Here is a 16939-nt window from a genome sequence, read left to right as displayed (position 1 = left end):
GCCTGTCGGATAAGCTTGCGACGGTGTCATGACGTCTGAACCAGTCAAAAGCGCAGTTACGCGCTCAACGACTTCCGGCCTTGGGCGCGGCGCGCGTTGATGATCTTGCGGCCGGCTTTCGTGGCCATGCGCGCGCGGAAACCATGGCGCCGTTTGCGCACGAGGTTTGAGGGTTGAAAGGTGCGTTTCATCGCTCCGTCTCCATGTCTGCTGACTGGTCTCGAGGAATCGCCGACCGTCAGATGTTATCAGAAGCTCGTCCTCTAAAGTGCCGGGGAAGCCAAGTCAAACCCTGCGACCGGTTAATTGCGACGGTTTGCAACAATTTCACCGGGAAAAGTGTATGAATCGTCAACTTGTTTCAATTACCTGCGCTTTGGATGGCCTGAAGTGCGCAATCTGTCACGACGGATCAAGCACACGTGATCGCCCTATCGCCATGGACGTAAAGCGATCATCTACCTAAGGAATTGAAACTCACGGCCCAAAAGGACAAGAGATGTCAGATATGACAGAAGACCCGAAATCCGGCCCAATGCGGCATCTGCCCATGATGATAATCCTCGGCGTTGCTGTGCTGGGTGCTTTCACCCTGCGGGAGTACCTGAGTTTTGACGCACTGCGCGACAATCGCGATGCGCTGATTGGATTTCGCGATGCGCATTACCTGCTGACTGTTCTCGGCTTTGTACTGGCCTATGTGGTCATCGTTGGTTTTTCACTGCCGGGCGCATTGGTCGCCACTCTGACTGGTGGGTTCCTGTTTGGCACGTTGGCAGGGTCGCTGTTCAGCGTCACCGGTGCGACGCTTGGGGCGGCCATTATTTTTCTGGCGGCGCGCCATGGTCTTGGTGACAAGCTCAAAGAGCGCATGGATGCATCGCAAGGCGCTGTCAACAAGATCAAAAAGGGGCTGGATGAAAATCAATGGTCGATGCTGTTTTTCATACGGCTTGTCCCTGCGGTACCGTTTTTCGTTGCAAACCTTATTCCGGCCTTTTTGGCAGTACCACTTCACCGGTTTGCCATCTCAACCTTTCTGGGAATTATTCCCGGATCGTTAGTGTACTCGTCCGTGGGCGCAGGTCTTGGTGAGGTTTTTGAACGCGGCGAAAGCCCAAATCTTGGCTTGATCTTTGAGCCGCATATCCTGATCCCGATTTTGGGGCTGAGCGCGTTGTCTCTGCTGCCGATATTCGTCAAGGCCCTGACTGGCAAGAAAGATTTGAGCAAGTGAAACGCATCAAGACGGATATTTTGATCATCGGGGCCGGGTCTGGCGGGCTCTCAGTTGCTGCCGGTGCGGCGCAGATGGGGGCCAAAGTGGTGCTGTTGGAAGGGCACAAAATGGGCGGGGACTGCCTGAACTACGGTTGTGTTCCTTCCAAAGCGCTGTTGGCCAGTGGCAAGGCCGCCGCCGCGCAGCAACACAGCGCATCTTTCGGGGTGACCGATGCGCCGGGCAAGGCCGATTACGCCGCCGCCAAGGATCATGTGGCAGATGTTATCGTACAGATTGCCCCGGTGGACAGCCAGGAACGTTTCGAGGGTTTTGGGGTCAAGGTGATCCGCGAGTTTGGCCACTTTGTTTCGCCGACTGAAGTAAAGGCTGGCGAGATCGTTATTTCGGCGCGTCGCATCGTCATCGCTACCGGGTCATCACCTCTGGTCCCGCCAATTCCCGGTCTGGAAAAAGTGCCGTTTGAGACCAACGAAACGCTGTTTGATCTGCGCGACGCGCCCAAACACTTGCTGATCATCGGCGGAGGTCCGATTGGTATGGAAATGGCACAGGCGCACATCCGCCTGGGGAGCAAGGTGACAGTTATTGAGGGGGCAAAGGCGATGGGTAAAGATGATCCAGAGCTTGCAGAGGTGGTTCTAGATGCGTTGCGCGACGAGGGCGTGGTGATCGAAGAAGATGCCAAGGCCTCAGAAATCAAGGGCAAAGCTGGCGCGATTGAGATCGTGACCGAAGATGGCCGATCCATAAAGGGCACGCATCTGCTGATGGCTGTGGGCCGCAAAAGTAACATCGACAAGCTGAACCTGAGCGTCGCTGGAATTGAAACAACACGGACCGGCGTCAAGGTCGATGCAAGCCTGCGCAGTACCAACCGGCGTGTTTATGCCATTGGCGATGTGGCAGGGGGGCTGCAGTTCACGCACGTGGCGGGTTATCATGCGGGCGTTATCATCCGCTCTATGTTGTTTGCGTTGCCCTCCAGGGCCAAGACAACCCACATCCCCTGGGCGACCTATACCGATCCGGAACTTGCGCACGTCGGGCTGACTGAGGCGCAGGCCAAAAAAGAGCATGGTACCAATCTCGAAGTGGTCCGTTTCCCCTATCACCACAACGACCGCGCGATTGCCGAGCGCAAGACCACGGGTTTTATCAAGGTTATGGTCGTTAAAGGTCGCCCTGTCGGTGCGTCGATCGTAGGGTATCAGGCTGGTGAGTTGATCAGTCTTTGGGCGCTGGCGTTGGCGAACAAGATGAAAATGAGCCAGATTGCTGCCATGGTCGCGCCCTATCCCACAATCGGAGAAGTCAACAAACGCGCCGCGGGTGCTTATTTCAGTCCACGTCTTTTTGACAGTCCGGCCGTTAAAAGGGTCGTGGGGCTTGTCCAACGCTTCGTGCCGTGAAACCCTGCGCAAACCATGTTTAATTCGCTTTCAGGACGACTGGTTGTACTGACCACCATCTTTGTGATGTTGGCAGAAGTGCTGATTTTTGTGCCCTCGATCGCGCGGTTTCGAGAAGACTATCTTATGAACCGGCTGGAGCGGGCGCAGATTGCGTCGCTGGCTTTGTTGGCGGATGATATGATTGACCGTGAGTTGGAGGCTGAACTACTTGAAAATGCAGGTGTTTTCAATGTGGTGCTGCGGCGCGATCAGGTGCGGCAATTGATGCTTGCCTCCAACTTGCCGCAGCCTATTTCACAGACGTTCGATATGCGTGACAACAGCGCAATTGTTCTGATCAGGGACGCATTGACCCGATTTGTGGCCGCCGAAAATGAAGTGATCCGGGTGATTGGCGCGCCTGTTCGCGACGCGGGATTGCTGATCGAAATCACAATGGAAACTGAGCCCCTGCGCGCCGCGATGATTGATTACGGCATTCGCATTCTGATCCTGTCGGCCGTCATATCCATTTTTACGGCTTTTCTGCTGTTTCTGGCCATGCGGGCACTGTTACTCAAGCCAATCAAGGGTGTTGTTGGGCATATGCAAAACTATGCGGCAGCCCCAGAAGACGCGCGCCGTATCATCACACCCTCAGCGGGCGTCACCGAGTTGCGCGAGGCAGAAGAAGCCTTGCAAAAACTGGAAACGGATCTGACGCAGGCGTTGCGGCAAAAAGACCGTCTGGCGCAATTGGGAAGCGCTGTGAGCAAAATCAGCCACGATCTGCGCAACATACTGACCACGGCGCAGCTGTTCACTGACCGGATCGAAATGAGCGAAGATCCAACGGTCAAGCGTATGGCGCCCAAATTGGTTGGATCCATAACCCGCGCAGTGCATTTGTGCGAAAGCACGCTGGCTTTCGGCAAAGCAGAAGAACCCAGCCCGACGCTGACCATGCTGCCGCTGGTCAGCCTGGTTGATGAAGTCATAGAAAGTGAACGGCTGGCGGTTGGGGATTTTGATCTTTCCTTTGCTTGCGATGTGCCGCGAGAGATGAGCGTGCGCGCGGATCCCGAGCAATTATACCGGGTATTGGCCAACCTCATTCGCAATGCGCGGCAAGCGTTGATTGCGGCAAATACGCCCGGTGAAATCAGTGTGAACGGCCGTGAAGACGAAAACGCATGGTGGATCGACGTGGTTGATACCGGTCCAGGTCTACCGCCAAAAGCGCAGGAGCATCTTTTTACACCTTTTCAAGGCGGCGCGTCCAAAGGCGGGTCTGGTCTGGGCCTTGCGATTTCGGCGGAACTTATAAAAGGGCACGGCGGCACTTTGGAACTGACGCGAACCGGCGTCCAAGGCACATGTTTCTCGATATGTTTGCCAAAGGGAGATGGGACCTTGAAGGCAGGATCGCTTGCAGAACGCGACCCTCACTTCCTCACTTGAGATCAATATTTTTTCTTCTGCGCGGCACTGAAATGACATCTCTTCCGATCAAAAAATTCGCCTGATTGGGCTTGCAAACCAGGGCCAGCCCAACTAAACCCCGCGTCAGTGGACCGATAGCTCAGCTGGATAGAGTACTTGACTACGAATCAAGGGGTCGGGGGTTCGAATCCTCCTCGGTCCGCCACTAAACTGATCGTATGTGTCAGTTCTTTTCAAGAAAACTCAATGAAATCAACGTGCGCACGCCGCGTTTACGCGTTTTACCCAGCATATCCCTCATAAAATCCCGCATGGATTCCCGCATAGGTGGGGCGGCGGTGATGGAGGATTTTGCATGGGACTGACTTTGGATCGGGGGCGCTATTATTTTGTGATGAATGTGCCCAACCGTCTCTTTGGGCACGTGTTAGGCAAGGCGGGGCAGCCGGTGCGGCAAGTGCGGCAGGCGTTGCGAACGGCGTACCTGAGTATGGCCAAGCGCAAGGCATTCGAGCTGGAAGAGCTGAAACGTTCGGAATGGCATATGCTAGAAATGGGGGAAGACGCACTTGCCCACAAGAAATTTGCTGCTGCCAAACTCATGGCGGAAAGCCGCGGCTTCGACTATGTGCCAAGCACCGTGCTGTTGCGGAAATCGTTTCAGGAAGATCTACCGCGCTTGCTTGCAGCGGCGGGAACCACGTCTCAACCCACCTCGCCGGATGTGGCGGACGCCATATTGTGCGGCGCTGCGGTTGCGCTTCCTCCGCTGCGCAGTGTTCTTGAGGAGTTCATCACTCTCACTAAAACAAAACAGATCCGCAAATCTGACCGTCAGCGGCATCTATGGTGGTTACCCCGCGCGCGCGCCGTGTCGAACTTCGAGCAAGCTGTGCCGAAGCGTTCCAAGGCGGGTATCGACAAGATATCGCGGGAAGATGCGCTTGCCTTTCGGGGCTGGTGGGCGCAGCGGATCGAGACGGGAGAGACGCGGGCTTAGACCGCAAACGAGGACTTTGGTCACCTGGCGCAGATCCTTCGGCAATGGTGTGAGTTCAAAGGTCATGCCAATCTGGAGAACCCCCTCGCAAGGCTCCGGTTTGACAAGGCGGTGGATCCCATAGTCACGCGCCCGCCATTCTCGCCAAAGTGGGTGAAAGAACGGTTGTTGGCACCTGGCGCTCTGGGCGGGCTCAACGTCGAGGCTGCAGATGCGTTTCTTGTGCTCGTCAACACAGGGCTCAGGCCATCTGAGGTGCTGTCCTGCCCGCTGGAAGATTTCTGTCTAGATCAGCCTATTCCCTATTTGCGCGTGGCTCCGCATGGTCGGGAGCTCAAACAACATCACACGGCGCGCGACATCCCACTTTTAAGGGTCTCGCTTGCCGCGGCACAACGGTTCGTGACACGGGGCGGAATCCAGCGGTACTGCGACAAGGCAAATGGATGGTCGAGCCTGGCCAACAAGTACCTCGAGACGAATGGCTTGAAGGAAACACCCGCGCACGTGGCCTATAGTCTGCGGCACTATGTCGAGGATGCGCTGCTCACCGCTGGAATTGATGATCGCGTGCGCGCGGATATTCTAGGTCACAAGTACAAGCGGCCTGTTTATGGGGCTGGCGGTGGGCTGACCATGCGACGCGAGGCACTAGCCAAGATCGCACAGTAGTTCTACCAGGTTTAAAAGTTAAAAAAATTAACCAGGAATGCCTCTAGTTCGCAGTGATATGAATCTTTATCGTATTTAAATCAATAATTTATCTATCTTCGAGGTGTTGCGCCTCCGACTGATGGCGCGCGCACAATACAAAAGAAGTTTAACCTTTAGATGCGCTTTTGTTTGGTGCGAGGCGCACAGTCTCGCAAAAAAAGAACATCATGCAGCACTGCACGCGTGCCCGGTTCATCCTTGATCCGGCACGCGCCGCGCAGGCTCTTTCGCGTGCGGTGAAAACGAACCCGTACAAGCTTGAATGTTACCATTCAGGTCATGGAGGAGCTATTTCTAAAACGGAGGTTTCAAACATCATGGCCAAAGATTTCAACGCATCTCCCGACACAACACCACCAGAGCCGCTGATCAGAGCGCGACCAGAGGGTCACCCTTTTCCACTGGAACACCTGGGGCCACTTTGTGCTCCAACAGAGGCCCTGGCGACGCTGACCCAGGCGCCCGAAGAGATTGGCTTTCAGTCTTTGCTTGCAGTCGCTTCGCTGGCCACGCAGCCGATTGCAGATGTTGAAGCAATAGCTGGGAAAACTCCGTTGAGCCTCTTCTTTCTCACTGTCGCAGCTTCGGGCGAGCGCAAGTCGTCGTGTGACAAACTGGCCATGGCATCGGTTCAGGCGTGGGAAGAGGCCAGTCTCAATGACTACCTTCAATGCCGAAAATCTTTTGATCTTGAACAAGAGATATTTGAAAGCATGAATCGCAAGCATGTTAAAGCGCGCAGCGACGGTGAAGATGTGGTGGAGAGTGATGCCCCGCAGGCGCCGCAAGCGCCCTTGATGCCGCGAAAAATCTTGTCGGATGTTACCTTTGAAGGGCTGCTGCACCACTTCGAAGAGGGCGACCCTTCGGTTGGTATTTTCTCCGATGAAGGCGGCCAACTCTTTGGCGGGCATGCCATGAGCAAGGACAATCAGCTCAAAACGGTGGCGGGTCTTTCAAAACTGTGGGATGCGGCGTCCTTGAACCGGACGCGCGCGGGTCAATCGCTGGCCACCTTTCGACATCGTCGCGGGTGCCTGCATTTAATGTTGCAAAGCGGGGTTGCCGAAAGCGTGTTTTCCAATGAGGTTTTGCGGGATCAGGGCTTTCTGTCCCGCTGTCTCATCGCCTGGCCCGCAAGCCGTATTGGCAGCCGTATCATCTCTGAAACTGACGCGGACGCTAGACGGCAAGCTGCAGCGCAGGTAACGCTCGCACGGCATCATAGCAAAATTACCAGCTTGCTTTCACTGTCGCCGGAAACCACTGCGGACCCGCGCGAGCTTGCTCCATCGACGGTGAGACTGTCGCCCGAGGCGCGGTCCTGTTTGATCCGCTTTGCCAATGAAGTCGAACGCCTGCAGGGCGATGGTGGCGATTTTGTCCATATACGAGGCTTTGCATCAAAGGCTGCGGAACAGGCTGCGCGGATTGCTGGGGTGTTCACGCTTCTGGAAGACCAAACCGCCCGCACCGTGACCCAACCCGTGTTGTTGGACGCCATTGGCCTCACGAGTTGGTACCTGTCTGAGGCGCAAAGGACGCTCGATGCCGGGCACGTTGACCCGACACTGCAGATGGCCGAACTGCTGGGGGGCTGGCTGCGGGAGAGATTTCCTCTTGAGCCCTTCGACAAACGCACGATTGTGCGTCGCGGCCCCGGTGCAGTGCGCGACACCAAGACCGTGGAGATCTTGCTGAAGCTACTGGATCAACATCATTGGATCACGCCCTGCCCGGGGGCGCAGATCGATGGCCGGACAGTTGCAAAAGCGTGGAGGGTCCGCACCAGTGTATAAGTTGTTTACGTATACCGACGAAACAGTTGCCGCGGCATCGATCACAAGTTCGCCCACAATATTTGCGACAACGCCTGAGAAAGCGCGCATGCAAACGACACCTAAGCCTCTGGCCAAGATAGAAAAACTTAAAGTGTCGCAAATGTCGCTGGTCGCAAAGTTCATGGCGCTGGATCCAATCGCGCGCGACGCTTTCGAAGAACGCGCCGCAATCCTCGAATATGACGCAGGCCTGACACGCGCAGAGGCCGAGCGTCAGGCGTTCATCTTGGTCATGGAAGCCTACGGGGACGGCTGAACGGGCTTAGGTTCTTTGCCGACTTTACAACATGAGGGTAATTCGCACCGCGTTTCGCTGAAAAGTTCTGTCCACCTTGTAACTTCAAGTTTGGGTTGTGGTTGTTGTCGAAGTCAAGCTTGACCTCAAAAATACGTGCGCCGCACAGTCAATCGCGAAGAACAAAAGGACGGTAGTTACGTTGCGCATGATACCGCCAAAAGTCATCGCTACGGCAATTCACAAAACTGAGAAGGAAGGTCGAGGTGCTCTTTGCCCACCTCAAATGCATCCTTGGCTTGGGCAGGCTGCGATTGCGAGGCCCATGCGGCGCAAATGACGAATTCCTACTCGCCGCCACCGCCTAAAATCTAGGCAAATTGGCCAAGATCTTTCCTGCATCGCAGCATACACGCAAAGCCTGATAGGAAGGGCGCTTGCGCCCAGATTAGAGGGCTACTTTCTGCGTCAGCAAAACGCTGTTTTCCACAGAAAGGGCGGAAAGTGTGAATTCGCCGCTTTGCGGCGAGAACTTTGAGATACCGCAAAAGCAGACCTTCAATGCCGAGCGGTCTGATCGGTCTTCTTTCGGTATGGTTCTTCAGGGAAGCTGACCTTCGCTGCGGAAGCAACCTGGATCGGGGGCATGGCAGAAGCAGACGTTAACTGAGATGCAATCGGCAATGGTGGTCCGCGATGAATTTTTGGAGGGGGTCACACAGGGGTGGCATCTATAAGAATCCCGCGCGCATGATAGACTATAGCCGGAAGATTCATTAGATATGCGAAGGGTCAAACGTTAGCAGCTGAGTTATTATGCCTGAAGTAAAATCAACAAAAGAGTTCTTTGAATACGATTACTTCAGCGCTCTTTTCCCGATGGAATCCTGCCGTTTCTTGATCGAAAATGGTGAGAAAAAGATACGAGAACACATCAAGAAATGCTTGAATGACAAGCCTGAAGACACGGCATTTCAATTTATGGCACAGACAAGAGTTTACGCATCTAAGCCCAAAAACCATCTACGTCGGACTGTAAAGCTCGACCCGGTTTCGGAATTTTTCCTCTATGATGTAGTTTATCAAAATCGATCTAGGTTCAGGAAACCATTCAAAGACGACAAAAAGCACTTTGGTTACCGCTTCGAAGCAGGCGAACCTCTTTCCGCCTCGTCATCATATAAAGGTTTCAAACAGGCCCAATCTGCTTATGAAGCTCTATATGATCACTCTCTAAGTTTCGATGTCGCGTCTTACTTTAATGGGATTTACCACCACGATATCGTGTCTTGGTTCGCAAATGCTGGTGCGTCCGCTAAAGACGTCAACTCGCTTGGTACGTTCTTGCGTCAGATAAACTCCGGGCGAAGCATCGACTGTTGGCCGCAGGGAATCTACCCGGCGAAAATGGTAGGAAATGATTTCCTGCGGTTTGTTGAACAGCATCATGCGATCAAGTCATCTGCGATTGTCAGATTTATGGATGACTTTTGTTTATAGTCTGACGACCCGGAAGCGCTTACCATCGACTTTCACTCGATCCAAAAGCTGCTCGGACAAAAAGGGTTATCGGTCAACCCAAGTAAGACCAAGATCGGTGCAAAAGATGGTACAAAAATCGAAGAAGAAGTTGACGATGTCAAAGCAAGTTTGCTTGCTAAGCGTCGCATTGCAGAGAAGCATGCTTATCTCGATGATTTTGAAGCCGCGCTCGAAGCGCTCCAACTGACCGAAGAAGAGCTCCAATACATTCGAAATCTGTTGCAGGCTGAACATCTTGAAGAGGAAGATGCAGAGCTCATATTGAGTGTCTTCAGAGATCATACAGAAGAGGTACGTCCCCACTTAGCTGGCTTCGCGCAGGCGTTCCCACACTTAGCCAAGAATATCTGGTCGTTCTGCAAACATTTGGATGACAATGACTTTATAGGTGAGTTTTTGGAGGAATCCGCCGACAACAGTGGACTGCAAGAGTACCAACTGTTCTGGTTTGCATGGATATTGCAGGATTTTCTCATGGATACAGAGTTTGCACCGCGCATTATTGGAAAACTCTATGATCACAAGAATGCGACAGACATCTCAAAAGCAAAAATCCTTGAGATACCCGACAACAGATATGGGTTGCTTGAGATGAGGGATGGTCATTTGGTGGCCGGGCGTTCGGATTGGTTGGCCTGGGCGAGTGCAGTTGGACATCGCAAACTCCTTCCGATTTCTCGCAACCACAAACTTGAATATTTTGGCAATTCATCTCAGATGAATTTCTTGATCAAATCAATTGTTACGGATGCCTGACTCAGTTTGGTAATTAAGCCATCCCTACCACATAGTGTGCAAGACCTTGTACGTTTCTTGCAGCATCCTTGGAGAAATCCCATTTCGGCAGATGGTAGTAATCTCTTACGGTCGATTGAAAAGTCGCGCCATCTTGCGTTGCCACCAATCAGGTGTAGGTTGTTCGCCTGAAACCAAGTCCACGGCTTGAAGGATTGCCCACCAAAGACGCGGCAAATCATGAAGGTCATTGTAGAGGTAGCTAGTCCCATCCTCGGTCAAATTCAGAACTGCAAAACCGGGCGGACTATGCTCGCTTGCCTCATCGTATCTCAGCCCAAGTTCGCCACCTTTCCAGCGAAGTTCGCGATGGTCGCCATGTTTTGTAGTATTCGCTACATCAACACAGAGCCCCTGATGAGGTATCATACGTTCCAGTAAATCATTGAAGTCCTTATCCTGTGCTTTGATTTTATTCTTTCGACGTTGCCTCTTCCATTCCGTCAAAGACCAACTCTCTAAAGAAGAAGCCGCAATACAAGCATTCCATGCTAAGTAGGCTAGAGGTTCTTGTTCTTCCGGGAATGATCGTTGGGCATCTCCGAAGAGGTCTACGTCCCAATACATCTTCTCCCAAGCCGCGCGAATGTCGCCGATGATGAGAGTATGAAGTGTCGGATGCTTGGACGAGCGGCTAATTCTCTTTTTCATTGATGGAGAGTTCCAAAAGGAGTCCACGGATTTCGTTTACGTCATCGCTAAGATATCCTCAGCCAGTGCCTCGTCAATCTCGGAAAGCGTGGAACCGCACATGACTTGCGTCGCTCCATGGCATGCCCGCGGCGCATAGTCTCGGAATATCGTCCGCCGATGACACGTGCAGCCTAGTAAATGCCATCCTGCTATACTCTTATGGAGACATCCATAGCCGAAGAGTTTGTTTATGCAGATTAGAGAAGTAACCGTTCAGAATTTCAAGGGTATTGCATCTTTATATTGGAAGCCACAAGCGCCGTTCTGTTGCTTGATTGGCTCCGGTGACATAGGAAAAACAAGCCTGCTAGACGCAATCGAAGCGACGCTTTCGCCTAGATGGATCACCTTCATGGAAGCTGATTTCTTGGACTGTGATACGTCCAACCTTATCCAAATCGATGTGACCATAGGCGAGCTATCTAACGATCTCAAATCGGACGAACGATTTGGCACTTTTGTTAGAGGCTGTTGTCCGTCGTCAGGGTTTTTGGCACCAAAGGCGGCCTAAGCTAAGAGAGAGTTTGGCTCATCTGGTTGGTTTGATTATGCGGCGTGCTGGCGGTGATGCAAGCGTCGCGCTTCGAGTGTCTTTCGTTTGATCTTTTCGCGTTGTTTTAGAATGGCTTTGTCACGCCCGAAGTAGACGTCAGCAGGTGTGACGTTGTTGATGCTCTCGTGATATCGCTGATGATTGTAATGATCGACGAAGGCTTCGATTTGCGCTTCGAGGTCACCTGGCAGGAAGTAGTTTTCCAGCAAGATGCGGTTCTTCAGGGTTTGATGCCACCGCTCGATCTTGCCTTGGGTTTGCGGATGATAGGGGGCTCCGCGCGAGTGCTTCATGCCTTTGTCTTTCAACCATTCCGCCAGATCCCCGGAGACGTAGCTTGATCCGTTATCGCTGAGCAGACGTGGCTTGTGAACGACATGGACCTGATCACAGCCAGACGCTTGCAACGCGAGGTCCAGTGTATCGGTCACGTCTTCGGCCCGCATGTTCGTGCAGAGTTTCCAGGAGACGATGTAGCGACTGTAGTCGTCCAGAACCGTACTGAGATAGAACCAGCCCCAACCAAGGACCTTGATGTAGGTGAAGTCGGTCTGCCAAAGCTGATTGATGGCCGTGGTTTTGTCTTTGAACTCGCTGGCGGCTTTCATGACGATGAAGGCTGGGCTGGTGATCAGATCATGCGCTTTGAGCACGCGATAGACAGTGGATTCTGACACAAAGTAGCGCTCTTGATCCGTGAACGTCACTGCCAGTTCGCGCGGTGACAGCTCTGTCTCTTTCAAGGCGAAGTCGACAACCTTGCGCTTCACGTCGTCAGGCACGCGGTTCCAGACATGCTTTGGCTTGGGCGATTGGTCCTGCAGACCAGCCTCACCGCGTTGAAGATACCGGCCGTACCAGCGATAGAACGTGGTGCGCGGAATGCCGAGCTTGGCTAATGTCAGACGGGCCGACAGATGCGACCCCTCGACCAGCCGGATGATCTCAAGCTTCTCAGATGCGGGGTACCTCATTCGTGGTCGCCCCCATCTATTACCCGGCAGGTGAATGTCTTGCATTCACTGAGAGGGCCCGAGCATGCTTTTTTTGAGAAGACGCAGTTCGAGCGTTTGTTCTGCCACCACCTCTTTGAGCTCCTTGGCTTCGCGGCGCAGTTCCTTGACCTCATCAGTGTTCGCAGCGCGTGCTGTGTCCCCAGCTAGCCGCTTCTTTCCGGCCTCCATGAAGTCTTTCGACCATTTGTAGTAGATGCCCTGCGATATCCCTTCACGGCGGCACAGCTCAGCAATGCTGTTTTCACCACGCAGACCATCCAACACGATCCTGATCTTCTCTTCAGATGAATAGTGCTTGCGCGTTGCACGTTTAATATCTTTGACGATCTTCTCGCCAGGGCTCTTCGCTGTCTTTCTCATCGTCCACTCCTCGGTGGTTACGATGAGCAACAAACACTCCCTTAGCAAATAACCCTATTTGGATCCATAAGCGCTGACGTCAGACATTGCGCTCTTGCGGCGGGTTGTTGCCTCAATGCAAGCCGAGGCCCAGAAAGCGGGTGTGCAGATCGTGACCGGAGATACTAAAGTTGTTGAACGCGGCTCTGCGGATCAGGTCTTTGTCACCACCTCCGGCGTCGGCGTGATACCGGCGGGGCGCCACCTTGCGGCAGATATGATCCAACCCAACGATGTGGCGATTGTAAACGGAGTGCTGGGAGATCATGGCGCAGCCATTCTTGCGGCACGCGGTGATATGGCGCTTTTTACTGATCTGGAGTCGGACTGCCAGAGCCTCAATGGCCTGATCGAACATGTCCTGCAAGCCGCGCCCAATGTCCGCGCCGCACGTGATGCGACCCGCGGTGGGGTCGCCTCGTGTCTAAACGAAATGGCGGAAGCTGCAGGCGTGAGCATCGAAATTGATGAAATCACTTTGCCACTTAGAACCGAGGTGAAGGGCGTCTGCGAGGTGCTGGGTCTTGATCCGCTGTACCTCGCGAACGAAGGCACGCTCGTGATGTTTGTACCGGAGGCTGAAGCACCGGCGGCCCTTTCAGCCATGCGGGCGTTGCCAGAGGGGCGAGAAGCCACAATAATTGGACGCGCAAAAGTTGGGCATCCCGGGCGCGTCACAATGAAAACGCTCTTCGGTGGTCAGCGTCTCGTTGATACGTTGGTGGGCGAACAGCTCCCGCGCATTTGCTAAAAATCAGCTACCACAAGAAGGAATACTTGGAGTTCCGTGTAACGGTTCAGATTATCAGCTTCTTTCCCCGTAAAGCCCGGGGCGTAACAGCTACAATCAGCACAGATTTCACAAAAAATTTGTGTGGATTTCCCGGATACTGAGAGTGAATTCAAGATTTTGGAACGGCTGATCAGATCCTGTGATGTGTCCAGCCTCTAGAGTGCCGTTACAATGACCACGGGCCTTTATGGAGACATGAGGCGCGGTTCCAAATCAGATTAACCGCCTCGAGGGCCACCATCTTGCATTGGTTTTTCCGCCGCCGATCCCATGATCGTATTGTTCGGTAACTCTTCTTTTGTCCTTTCAGTCCCGCCGGTATCCTGACCGCGCGATTAGGCCACGACCCGAATTCCGTAATTTTGTTCTTTGGCTATCGTTGCCTAAAGTCGTCGAGCCATTCGGGTCGCCAGAGCGACCGCAACGACCATATGTGATCTCTTCTCAAACGTCAGCGCGCGCCATGCATCTTCGCAATGTCCTTTCCGTTCACGGTCACTTTTGACCGACACTGCGCCATAAATCAGTGGTTTACGAACATCTCGCTGCCCCATCCTTGTCATTCTCCCAAGCTGATCTCAGCCTCCTGTGGCCTGTTGTGGCGGGACCAAACTGAGCCAGGCAGCAAAATCGCGGTTTTTCCGAAAGGTCTGAAGGGGGCAGAAGGCCTGAATGGCCATGACGCACATTGAGCCGACACCTAATATAGTCTGTAATCGTCTGGCTTCAGAATTCCAAAGAACGCTCTTCTTAACATAGATGTCGAGCTCCACAACGTCGTGGTCAATGGTCTCGATCTATCTGAGGTAAATCTCAACCATTGAATTGACGATTTCGGGGGCGTTGATGAACTTTGAACTGCAACGCTTCCCCAAAAGCCTCCCCTTTCGTCGCTGCTGCGGCAAGACTATGCCAAATTCTGTCAAATGCTCCCGGACAAAATTGATTAGCTGAGTGCGCTGCCGAACAAACATCTCACGTGTCAGGAGCAAAATTGCTTGAGTTTGCGGATTCTCGGTTTCACAGCAACAGTTTGCGTGGAAGGCCGCGAAATAATCTCCACTAATTGGCTTAACATCGATTGCACCATTCTTTTGGCGTCTGACGAATGCTTTGACGTACTGTGCTGGGATAGCCTGACTTCATGGCCTGCAACTTGAGCAACGCGACCACAGTGATGGGCAGAGCCGCAAGCGTCCATTCCGATGATGCAGGGAGAAAGGGTCCGGTCAGACGAACTCGAACCCGTTTCAGTTTTCCGCAGTAAACGAGAAGCTATCCGGAACCAAACTGACGCCGCCCGGCAAGGGCGGCGGTGCGCGTCAGCTTTAAGGTTTGACGGCTGGTAAGAGATCTCTCTTGTTTAACTGTGGGCTTTTTAGTGACTTGTCAAACACCTGGACAGCCGGGCCGTTCCCGATGCGGATCATGGCGCTTTTGGGATGATGACCCGTTTTTTGTCGACAAGGTCAAACGTCATCCAGTCATCCTCTGCCCGATAGGGGCCGACGTCACAAACGACTTCGGCACCCATCACGTCATGGAAGAACGCAAGGGCGTCGTCCAGTTTCGGGACCGTCATCCCGAAGTGTTCGGTGCCGCGCGGGCCGGGGATCGCTGTGGTCAATTTGATGCGTCACGCAGGTTGTGGATGAGGATGTCAGTCTGGCGCGTGTTCAAACGACCTGATGTCCCAGTCCGCAAGCTGGCCAGCATTCTGATAGACACTTTCGAGGAAAGCCAAGAGATCGTCAGCCGGATTTTTGGCTTGTCTGAATGCGTCGTATTCCAGTACAGCCAGCGCGCCTCCGTTTCTTTCGACCCACTGCGCGGCACCGGGCGCAAGGGGTGTGGCGTTCAATCCTGCCGGTTCGGGGTAGGCGTAGCCATAGAAGGCGGCTTTGGGAAAGGTATCGTCGCCCGGCCAGAAACCGATTGAGATCACCTCATGCGAATAGGCTTCACGATCCGATGGCGTGCCCCCCTGCAACGCGTGTGCCCTGCCAGAGAACCGTGTCACCACCAAATCGAAGGAATGCCAGTAAAGATGAACGGGGGTCTGCTTGCCGTTGAAACGCGTGCGGAACACTTCGAATGTGCTGGCGATCTGACAGAGCGCTTTCCGGTAGTCGGTGACAGCCGCTTTGTCATAGGCGCGTAGCGCGGTGTCATCCGGGAAGGGAACGGTTGATTTGTTTTCATAGGGGACGGGATGAATTTTGACAGTGATGCCAAGATCGTCCAGACTCTTCATCGTCGCATTGTAGAATTCAGCCACTGTCCGACCGGCTGCGTCAAATCGCGTGTGCCGCCCGTCGTTGCGGCTGACCATCACGTAGTGGTAGATCATATTATAGGTGATCTCAAAGCCTATGTCGCCGTAGGGTATGCGGCCAGTCGTGACCCCGTGCACGTAGGGATACAGTGTGACGTGCCACCAATGGTTTAGTTTGGGGTGCGATTTGAGGCGGATCTTGCCGATGATTTGCAGGAAAAGATGCAAGGTGTCGCGGGTTCCGACCCAATCTGCATAGGGCAGCGGCGGCGGGGCGGTGTCGGTCATTATGGCTTTCCTCGTTGTTAGGGGAGATCGAAGAGCAGCAGCTCCGCATCGCTTTTTGCTGTGATCGTGCACCCAGAACGGTTTTCAAATTGCAGGGCATCGCCGGTTGAGAGCGTTTCACCATCAATGTCGATTTGTCCGCTGATGACGTGCAGAAAACCCGCATGGGAGTCGTCAAAATTATGCGTGATACTGTGCTGGTCCGTCAGGCGGGTCAAATAGATGCGTGTGTTTGACAGAAGCTGCACACTATCAGGCTCCTTGTCAGGTCCGGCGACCAAGGCAAACCTGTTGGTGGACGCATCACCATCGACTGTCACGCTTTCATAGGTTGGGGTGTCAATTTGCTGGTCCGGAATGATCCAGATTTGCAGGAAGTGCACCGGCTCCAAGTCTGAGGCATTCATTTCGGAATGGGTCACGCCGGACCCGGCAGACATCAGCTGGACTTCTCCGGGCTTGATGACAGCGCTGTTGCCCATCGAGTCTTCGTGCTTCAGTGCGCCCGACAGAACATATGTCAAGATATCCATCTGTGCGTGGGAGTGTTTGCCAAATCCGCCGCCGGGTATCACGCGATCCTCGTTGATAACGCGCAGGTTGCGCACGCCCATTCGCGTGGGATCAGTAAACCCGCCGAAAGAAAACGTGTGAAAGCTGTCGAGCCATCCCATTTGGGTGCGGCCCCTGTTCATACGTTCGTGGATCAGGGCCATGA

14 protein-coding genes, 1 tRNA gene and 2 pseudogenes are annotated in these 16939 nt (G+C 53.7%); 11 read left to right on the top strand and 6 right to left on the bottom strand.

What is annotated here, in order from left to right; all coding sequences use genetic code 11:
* Positions 1-56: 56 nt before the first annotated feature.
* Complete coding sequence (rpmH, locus tag R8G34_09080) at positions 57-191, bottom strand: 50S ribosomal protein L34 (GenBank protein MDW3223019.1); 135 nt, start codon at positions 189-191, stop codon at positions 57-59.
* Positions 192-499: 308 nt separating this feature from the next.
* On the opposite strand from rpmH, the gene R8G34_09075 reads away from it, so the two are divergent.
* From R8G34_09075 to R8G34_09030, 10 genes are all read left to right on the top strand, one after another.
* A complete protein-coding gene (locus R8G34_09075; protein MDW3223018.1) occupies positions 500-1237 on the top strand; it encodes a TVP38/TMEM64 family protein in 738 nt (245 codons plus the stop codon).
* Positions 1234-2652 (top strand): FAD-dependent oxidoreductase, encoded by a 1419-nt coding sequence (locus R8G34_09070; GenBank protein MDW3223017.1) that lies wholly within the window; start codon positions 1234-1236, stop codon positions 2650-2652. Before R8G34_09075 ends, R8G34_09070 begins: the two co-directional genes overlap by 4 nt.
* Before the next feature lie 15 nt (positions 2653-2667).
* On the top strand, positions 2668-4095 hold the full coding sequence (locus R8G34_09065; protein MDW3223016.1) for a HAMP domain-containing sensor histidine kinase: 1428 nt from the start codon (positions 2668-2670) through the stop codon (positions 4093-4095).
* 110 nt (positions 4096-4205) lie between these two features.
* Positions 4206-4282, top strand: a tRNA-Arg gene (locus tag R8G34_09060).
* A 150-nt stretch (positions 4283-4432) separates the two neighbouring features.
* Positions 4433-5077 (top strand): hypothetical protein, encoded by a 645-nt coding sequence (locus R8G34_09055; protein ID MDW3223015.1) that lies wholly within the window; start codon positions 4433-4435, stop codon positions 5075-5077.
* A gap of 111 nt (positions 5078-5188) precedes the next feature.
* Positions 5189-5749 carry a tyrosine-type recombinase/integrase gene (locus tag R8G34_09050; protein ID MDW3223014.1) on the top strand — a complete coding sequence of 187 codons (561 nt, stop codon included), beginning with the start codon at positions 5189-5191 and terminating at the stop codon, positions 5747-5749.
* Between the two features lie 359 nt (positions 5750-6108).
* On the top strand, positions 6109-7590 hold the full coding sequence (locus R8G34_09045) for a YfjI family protein (protein ID MDW3223013.1): 1482 nt from the start codon (positions 6109-6111) through the stop codon (positions 7588-7590).
* 88 nt (positions 7591-7678) lie between these two features.
* Positions 7679-7888, top strand: coding sequence for a hypothetical protein (locus R8G34_09040; protein MDW3223012.1), 210 nt, complete (start codon positions 7679-7681; stop codon positions 7886-7888).
* Between the two features lie 795 nt (positions 7889-8683).
* Positions 8684-9367, top strand: coding sequence for a hypothetical protein (locus tag R8G34_09035; protein MDW3223011.1), 684 nt, complete (start codon positions 8684-8686; stop codon positions 9365-9367).
* A gap of 150 nt (positions 9368-9517) precedes the next feature.
* Positions 9518-10165 carry a hypothetical protein gene (locus tag R8G34_09030; GenBank protein ID MDW3223010.1) on the top strand — a complete coding sequence of 216 codons (648 nt, stop codon included), beginning with the start codon at positions 9518-9520 and terminating at the stop codon, positions 10163-10165.
* A 105-nt stretch (positions 10166-10270) separates the two neighbouring features.
* Here the strand turns inward: R8G34_09030 and R8G34_09025 are convergent, their stop codons facing one another.
* Positions 10271-10855, bottom strand: a complete 585-nt coding sequence (locus tag R8G34_09025) for a hypothetical protein (protein MDW3223009.1) — start codon at positions 10853-10855, stop codon at positions 10271-10273.
* A gap of 588 nt (positions 10856-11443) precedes the next feature.
* A pseudogene (locus R8G34_09020) lies at positions 11444-12826 on the bottom strand (IS3 family transposase).
* Positions 12827-12905: 79 nt separating this feature from the next.
* On the opposite strand from R8G34_09020, the pseudogene hypE reads away from it, so the two are divergent.
* Positions 12906-13616 (top strand): annotated as a pseudogene (hypE, locus tag R8G34_09015) (hydrogenase expression/formation protein HypE).
* A 1468-nt stretch (positions 13617-15084) separates the two neighbouring features.
* On the opposite strand, the gene R8G34_09010 reads toward hypE, so the two are convergent.
* From R8G34_09010 to R8G34_09000, 3 genes are read right to left on the bottom strand one after another with little or no spacing between them, the layout of a single operon-like run.
* Positions 15085-15285: a hypothetical protein gene (locus R8G34_09010; protein MDW3223008.1), complete on the bottom strand. Its 201-nt coding sequence runs from the start codon at positions 15283-15285 to the stop codon at positions 15085-15087.
* Positions 15286-15318: 33 nt separating this feature from the next.
* Positions 15319-16221: a DUF5996 family protein gene (locus R8G34_09005; protein ID MDW3223007.1), complete on the bottom strand. Its 903-nt coding sequence runs from the start codon at positions 16219-16221 to the stop codon at positions 15319-15321.
* A 17-nt stretch (positions 16222-16238) separates the two neighbouring features.
* Entirely contained in the window at positions 16239-16937 is a 699-nt protein-coding gene (locus tag R8G34_09000; GenBank protein ID MDW3223006.1) for a pirin family protein, read from the bottom strand.
* Positions 16938-16939 lie beyond the last annotated feature (2 nt).

It is taken from the genome of Paracoccaceae bacterium, assembly GCA_033344815.1.
Taxonomy (GTDB): Bacteria; Pseudomonadota; Alphaproteobacteria; order Rhodobacterales; family Rhodobacteraceae; genus Roseobacter.
Note: the sequence above shows the minus strand (reverse complement) of the source record. Positions and strands in the feature narration are given on the sequence as shown.

Coding starts and splice junctions, on each gene's coding strand:
- rpmH (MDW3223019.1), bottom strand. CDS start 191: ATGAAACGCACCTTTCAACCCTCAAACCTCGTGCGCAAACGGCGCCAT.
- R8G34_09075 (MDW3223018.1), top strand. CDS start 500: ATGTCAGATATGACAGAAGACCCGAAATCCGGCCCAATGCGGCATCTG.
- R8G34_09065 (MDW3223016.1), top strand. CDS start 2,668: ATGTTTAATTCGCTTTCAGGACGACTGGTTGTACTGACCACCATCTTT.
- R8G34_09055 (MDW3223015.1), top strand. CDS start 4,433: ATGGGACTGACTTTGGATCGGGGGCGCTATTATTTTGTGATGAATGTG.
- R8G34_09045 (MDW3223013.1), top strand. CDS start 6,109: ATGGCCAAAGATTTCAACGCATCTCCCGACACAACACCACCAGAGCCG.
- R8G34_09040 (MDW3223012.1), top strand. CDS start 7,679: ATGCAAACGACACCTAAGCCTCTGGCCAAGATAGAAAAACTTAAAGTG.
- R8G34_09035 (MDW3223011.1), top strand. CDS start 8,684: ATGCCTGAAGTAAAATCAACAAAAGAGTTCTTTGAATACGATTACTTC.
- R8G34_09025 (MDW3223009.1), bottom strand. CDS start 10,855: ATGAAAAAGAGAATTAGCCGCTCGTCCAAGCATCCGACACTTCATACT.
- R8G34_09005 (MDW3223007.1), bottom strand. CDS start 16,221: ATGACCGACACCGCCCCGCCGCCGCTGCCCTATGCAGATTGGGTCGGA.
- R8G34_09000 (MDW3223006.1), bottom strand. CDS start 16,937: ATGGCCCTGATCCACGAACGTATGAACAGGGGCCGCACCCAAATGGGA.